Genomic DNA, 6,090 nt, shown 5'->3' with positions numbered 1-6,090 from the left:
TATACTCTTATATATTAGATTCTTGTCAATACTAAAATTTAAATAAAATAATTTTTTTACGTAATTATCTAAAAAATATAGATTAAGAAAATAAATTAACTAATGAAAAAAATAAAAACTCAAAATATTGACCTTTAAATTAGGTTATATTTATAGTTAGTGGGGGTCTTCTAATTTTAGTTTAAAACGTCATATAGGAGCAAAATAATGTGTTTTAGAGGTATTATAGTTGTTCAATGAAAACCATTTTTTTAACCATAAGAATAAAAAGTCAACACAAATTGCCCTCCTTAATTGAGGGCATTAAATTTAATCATTTATTTATTAATTGATTTTTTTATTGAAAACCTTTTATTAGATAAGAAATTTTTTCAATGAAACTAGAATATTCATTTAAAATAACTCCCGAATCAAATTTAATTGTATCAAATTCAGAAGAAGTAAATGTAAATGGATTGTTGTTATAAAAGTTTGAATACTCTTGTTGATCTTTAAATTGTTGATTTTCCTTTTTTATATTATCTTTTAATATTAAAATCAAAGTTTTTAAAGGAGAATGAAAAAAAGATGTTATATTATCTTTTGACAAAGTAACATAATTTTCCATTAATTTATCATCTACAATAGTAAAAGAAATTGGTCCTTTTTTGCTGGAAAAATTAGGTATTTGTTGGAGTAAAATCATTATTTGAAAATAAGGAATATTATTGCTTCGAATATTAGCGGTTTCACCTAACATATTTTCAAAATAATTATTTTTATTTTTCTGAAAACTACTTAACGGGAATTTTATGCCAATACCAGAGATTATTTTATTATCATGTTTTCTTTTAATTGCTATATCTACTTTTTTTTCGTTATATCTCCCTTTAATTTTTGTATTTTTGTCTTTTTTATTGTGTGTGGTTTTGCTTATAGTTTCAGTTACGATGTTGTATTCACTACCGAGCAATTTTTCTAAATGTTTCGCAATTGTGTTGTGAATATTATTTACTTTATGACTGCTTCTATTATTATTGTTTTTTGATACCGCAAATTTAAACGATATTTTAATTTCTTGTATTAATTCCTCATTAAAATTATTTGTCATTTTGAATCATCCTTTAAATTTGTGAAATTTGATAAGAAAGATATAAATGTAAATCTGTTGTTGAAAAAAAATAATATTTGCCGTTTTTTGCCTTTCCGAGTATTTTTAAATATTCAATAAAATCTTGTTTTATTAATATTTTTTTAATAAATTCAAAATCATATTTATCTGATAAAATATAATAACCACTATAAGGAACAATACCTGGCGAAAGGATTTTAAATTTAATGGTTTCTAAATTTTTAATTATATTATTAATAACTATTTTTTCTTTTTCGATATCTAAAATTCCTTGTGTTCTTGCGAATTCATACCATTTTTGTTTTTGCAAACTTCTTGCATTTAATTTTTTTTCATTTTGATATAAAATATTATAAATTGTAGGATTATTTTTTTTAATTTTTTCTAAAGGAATTAAAATTCCTTGTTTATTGTATGGGTAAAAAACATTAGTTGTTTTAAATGTTGAAATTTTAAAAGCAGAACGAATAAATTCACCTTGATAATTTGAATTATAAAAAAAAGAATCTAAATTAGTAGAAACAGAATTTTTAATTTTTAAAAAAGGATTTTTATCTATTGTTGTAATTTTTTTAAAATTTATTAATCTTTTTAAGGAACTAAAATAAAAAGCGCCATTAAGAAAAAAATGAATATATTTTAATTTAGCTATAAATTTATTGGATAATTTTTTTTCATCATATTCATAATAATTAATAACTTCATTTTGGTTATTTTTATCAATTAAAGTAATACAAGGATATGTGGTTACGAATTTAAAAGGATTAAAATGCCCTAAGTTAATTATTTTACTCAATAATTTATTTTCAATTAAATATTTTCTAAATTTAGAACCTGAAGCTGAAGTAAAATAAGAATTAGGTGAAATATAAATCATTCGGCCATCATTATTCAGCATTTTAATGCTTAATTCGAAAAAAATTAAATATAGATCATACATACCTTTAGAAGCGAAGGTATATTTTTTATAATTAGTTTTAGAGTTTAAATCATGAATTCTTATATAAGGTGGATTGCCAACAATATAATCCATACAATAATTATATTTTTTGATTTCTAAAGCATCACCATTAATAATATCCCAAGCTACAGGTGTTTGTATGCCATGATTTAATAACGTTTGATTTAAATTATTAATACAAATAGTATAGGAAAAATAATCGATTTCAATTCCATGAATAAAAATTTCTAAATCTTTTGCAATTTCTATTTCTGTTAATTGTTTTTCTTTAGCATTTTCAATATATCTATTCACTATTTCAATTAAAAAAGCGCCTTCGCCGCAAGAATTATCAATAATATGTTTTTTTAAAATATTTTGACTTAAATAACCAATTGTTGCCAGCATATTTTTAACAATAAAAATAGGCGTATAAACAACCCCTCTTTTATTAGTTCTTTTGAAATTGCAGAAAATGGATTTTAAACTTTGTTTTTGTTTAAAATTACAACTTTTATTTAAATATTTTTTTATATCTTTATTTAACAAATGATGTTGCATTTTAAAAATTTCCTCTTTCTGATAAGTTTCACGAAAATGACATTAGATAAAAACAATACTTTTTAAGAAAAAAAATATAATTTTTTCTCAAAAACACAAATTGCCTCCTTAATTGAGGGCATGAAATTTAATCATTTATTTATTAATATTTTTATATTCTAAAGGTGATAAATAGTTTAAGACTTTTATTTTTCGATAAGTATTATAATACTTAATATAATCATTAATAATTTCTTTAACTTGAAATTCATTAAGATTTTGCATTTTTTTATAATGAATAGTTTCGCGTTTCATATTACCCCAAAATGATTCCATACATGCATTATCACTTGGAGTTGCTTTTGTTGAATAACTTGCAATTAAATTATTGTCTTTTAAATAAGTTTGATATCTTTTAGAAGTATAAACACTGCCTCTATCAGAATGGATAATACAAGGTTTTTTTAATTTAGGAATATTTTTTAAAATATCTAAGACGAAATTAATATCTGCAACTTTAGAAATATTATAACTAATAATTTCGCGGTTATGTAAATCCATCACAGCTGCTACAAATAATTTTTTGTTATTAATTCCAAAAGGAATATATGTGATATCAGTACATAATTTTTCTAATGAATGCTTCGCTTCATAATTATTTTGAAGAAGTTTTTTTAAGTTATTTTCTTTTTTAATAGCTAAATCATAATAATATTGAGGTTTGCGTTTGATTCTTTCAGATAATTGCGGTGTTCCAAAAATTTAGACACTTTTTATTTTTTAAAAAAACTTTAAATAATTTTTGCCTTAATATTTATTCCTTTCCAAAAATATTTGAAAAGATATGAACATTATTTTAGTCTTTGAAAAGAAAAAAAGTGTCTAAATTTTTGGAACACCTCAATTGAGTATTTACACTAATTTAAATGATTAATTATAAAAAATGTCATCACCAAAATAAATGCTTATTTTGTTTATAAATTATTTGAAATATTATAACATTTTTTATAAAAATTGTTTTTATAATTGTTATTTTATTACCTTAAGCTAATAAACTATAATAATTAATTACAAATGTAATATTTAACTTAAATAAATTGAAATTTGATTTAAATATTGTATTTATTATATTTTTTATATTTTATATCTTCTAATATGTTTATTTATATTCACATTATGGCTTAAAAATGTTATAATATGATTGAATTGAGGTCATAATTATTAAAAAATGAAAAAAATATTTAAAATAAATATTACCATTTTTATTTGTTTGTTGTTGATGATATGTATTTTTTTGCTTTATACATACCAAAATCATTTTGTTTCAAAAACGCAAGAATTGCCAATTATTAAACAACCAAACTCAAAATTAAGTAAAAAAAATTGGATGCTTGTTCAAAAATTAGCATATTTAGGATTAAACCAGTTTAAAAAAGGGTTATTAGAAAAGAACGAAGATTATCAAAATATTTTTGAAGGAGATCCCCAATTATTTCAAGAAAATGTTTTAAATGGGACTTTATCAACAGCAAGCACTCCTTTGATTCAAGGAACTATAGATTTTTTATCCGAAAAGTTAAATCAAAAAATATGTTTAATAATTAATAATCATCCTTTATTGTGTTCTACAATCCAACTTATTGATAAAGAAACTATTGATTTAAATTTAAAAAATAATGGAAATCATTTTTTCATTAATATCTCTAGTGATACGGCATCAGATGGATATTGTTTTTTTCATGCAATAACATTTTTATTAAATCAAAAAAAGATTAAATGGGAACATATAATCAATCAAAATTGGGATGATTGTAACTTGATTTCGCCCAATACAAAAAAATAAATAAAATATATATTTTAAGATCATCTTAATAAGATGATCTTTTTTTGATCCAACTAGTCAAAAAAATATAAGTTATTTATATAAAAATTATTAATAAAAAGAGGTTTTTATGTCAACTATTTTTACAAAAATTATTCAAAAACAAATACCTAGTTATGTGATTTATGAAGATGATTTAGTAATGGCTTTTTTAGACATTACTCAATTTACCAAAGGTCATACTTTAGTTGTAACTAAAAAAGAATATCAAAATATTACAGATGTTCCTGAGGCTATTTTTACACATTTATTTAAAATTATTCATAAAATTAGTAAAGTATTGATTAATTCTTTTCATGCTCAAGGAATTAATTTATTAAATAACAATGGTGAAATTGCAGGACAAACTGTTTTTCATTATCATGTTCATTTAATTCCTCGTTTTGATAAAAATGAAATTAAAATTAAAACATCTAATAATATGAATAGTTTAACAGTAAGTGATTATGAAAATATTAAAAATACTATTCTTAAAAATTGGCATAAAAAATAAATAAGATATTTTTGTTATATCAAAAAACATCATTTAATTATGTTTCTATATTTTTTTTCATGATTAATATTTGATTTATTGTTTATTAAAATAGGAATCTTATTATATATTAATTAATGAAGGAGTTTTGTTTTTATAATTATTTTTTTCTTTATATTAAATTTTATGATATTTTAATTTGTTTTTTTTGATTAATAGTTGTTTATAACGGCGATTAATTATATAAATAACATTAATTACCATTAAATAAATTACACTTACAGTAATATAAGGAATAGTTAAACTTAAGTTTATTGCTTCGTTTTTGTTAACTTGTTAAATTAGATTTGAAATACAAATTAAGTTGAAAAAAGCCGTTGTTTTTAAATTAATTATTAACTGATCCTAAATAGAAGGATAGATTTGTTGAAGGATTTGAGTTAAAATAATATATTTAAATACTTGCTTGTCGTTCATTCCTAAAGCATGAGCGGCTTCAATTTGATGGCGATTTAAATACTTAATATGCCTGTACACAATAATTTAGATAAGTTAAATCCTACATTTGCAATAATAATTAATATTCCAGTGTAAAAAATAACTAAAATATATTGATCTTTGAAAAATTGATTTAATATTGTTAGGACATAATAAAATAATACAATTTGAATAGAAACTGGAACAGCAGTTAAAACATTTATTAAAAAATCTATAATTAAAGATAAAGTTTTTTTGGTATATAAAATAACTTTATTAGAATCTTTATTACTTTCTTAATAAGAAGTTCCATTACTCATAACAACAATGATAAAAAACAACTTAAAATCAATTCATTAATTGACAAAGTCATAGAAACAATAAAACCCTTAGTGATAACCTCCACAAAAATGACACCGGATAAGAAAAACACTTTTTTTAAAAAAAATAATTTTTTCTTTTTCCTTGTTTTGATTTTTTATTTTTTTGTATAAAATGTTTTTTTTAGACTTTACAAAAAGACAAATTAAAGGTATAATATTTTATGTTGTTGAAACATTAAAAATAAAAGTTGGCGGTTGTGGCGAAGTGGTTAACGCGGCGGCTTGTGGCGCCGATATGCGTGGGTTCGATTCCCATCAGCCGCCCCAAAAAAACAAAATATTATA

At 21.3% G+C, this 6,090-nt stretch carries 5 protein-coding genes and 1 tRNA gene; 3 read left to right on the top strand and 3 right to left on the bottom strand.

Features of this window, described 5'->3' with window-relative positions:
- Positions 1-337: 337 nt before the first annotated feature.
- The 3 genes from J8J04_RS01800 to J8J04_RS01790 form a co-directional block, all read right to left on the bottom strand.
- Positions 338-1,090 (bottom strand): hypothetical protein, encoded by a 753-nt coding sequence (locus J8J04_RS01800; protein WP_212331491.1) that lies wholly within the window; start codon positions 1,088-1,090, stop codon positions 338-340.
- 13 nt (positions 1,091-1,103) lie between these two features.
- Positions 1,104-2,612 (bottom strand): HsdM family class I SAM-dependent methyltransferase, encoded by a 1,509-nt coding sequence (locus J8J04_RS01795; protein ID WP_212331488.1) that lies wholly within the window; start codon positions 2,610-2,612, stop codon positions 1,104-1,106.
- 135 nt (positions 2,613-2,747) lie between these two features.
- Complete coding sequence (locus J8J04_RS01790; RefSeq protein ID WP_308705535.1) at positions 2,748-3,323, bottom strand: IS3 family transposase; 576 nt, start codon at positions 3,321-3,323, stop codon at positions 2,748-2,750.
- Between the two features lie 496 nt (positions 3,324-3,819).
- Here J8J04_RS01790 and J8J04_RS01785 point away from each other — a divergent pair, with 496 nt between their 5' ends.
- From J8J04_RS01785 to J8J04_RS01775, 3 genes are all read left to right on the top strand, one after another.
- Positions 3,820-4,434 (top strand): hypothetical protein, encoded by a 615-nt coding sequence (locus J8J04_RS01785; RefSeq protein WP_212331472.1) that lies wholly within the window; start codon positions 3,820-3,822, stop codon positions 4,432-4,434.
- A gap of 109 nt (positions 4,435-4,543) precedes the next feature.
- The gene (locus J8J04_RS01780; protein WP_212331469.1) at positions 4,544-4,966 is read left to right on the top strand and encodes an HIT family protein; all 423 of its coding nucleotides are present in this window, start codon (positions 4,544-4,546) and stop codon (positions 4,964-4,966) included.
- A gap of 1,030 nt (positions 4,967-5,996) precedes the next feature.
- Positions 5,997-6,072 (top strand) — tRNA-His (locus J8J04_RS01775).
- The last annotated feature ends 18 nt before the right edge of the window (positions 6,073-6,090 follow it).

The sequence above is a fragment of the 'Fragaria x ananassa' phyllody phytoplasma genome, from assembly GCF_018274325.1.
GTDB lineage: Bacteria > Bacillota_I > Bacilli_A > Acholeplasmatales > Acholeplasmataceae > Phytoplasma.
Note: the sequence above shows the minus strand (reverse complement) of the source record. Positions and strands in the feature narration are given on the sequence as shown.